This is a genomic window from Stutzerimonas stutzeri, assembly GCF_000935215.1.
Taxonomy (GTDB): domain Bacteria; phylum Pseudomonadota; class Gammaproteobacteria; order Pseudomonadales; family Pseudomonadaceae; genus Stutzerimonas.
This window is the reverse complement of the sequence record NZ_JXXD01000375.1, coordinates 1-312: the sequence shown is the minus strand read 5'-3', so window position 1 is coordinate 312 and position 312 is coordinate 1. Positions and strand designations below refer to the sequence as shown.

Annotated in this window: 1 pseudogene; it reads left to right on the top strand. The window is 67.9% G+C overall.

Features of this window, described 5'->3' with window-relative positions:
* Positions 1–312, top strand: a pseudogene (locus LO50_RS23480) (cobyrinate a,c-diamide synthase); the annotation flags it as partial.

Here is a 312-nt window from a genome sequence, read left to right as displayed (position 1 = left end):
CCGGCAAGCCGATCCTCGCCGAATGCGGTGGCATGCTCTACCTGCTCGACGGCCTCGTCGATAAGGCGGGCGAGCATGGCGCGATGCTCGGCCTGCTGCCCGGCGAGGCGCGGATGCAGAGCCGCCTGACCGCCCTGGCGCTGCAGGAGGTGGCATTGCCGGAAGGGCGCCTGCGTGGGCATACCTTCCATCATTCATCGCTGGCGTCGCCGCTCGAACCGCTGGCGCGCGGGCAGTGCCCGAACTACAAGCGCACCGCCGAGGCGGTCTACCGGCAGGGGCGAATGACGGCTTCCTATATTCATTTCTACC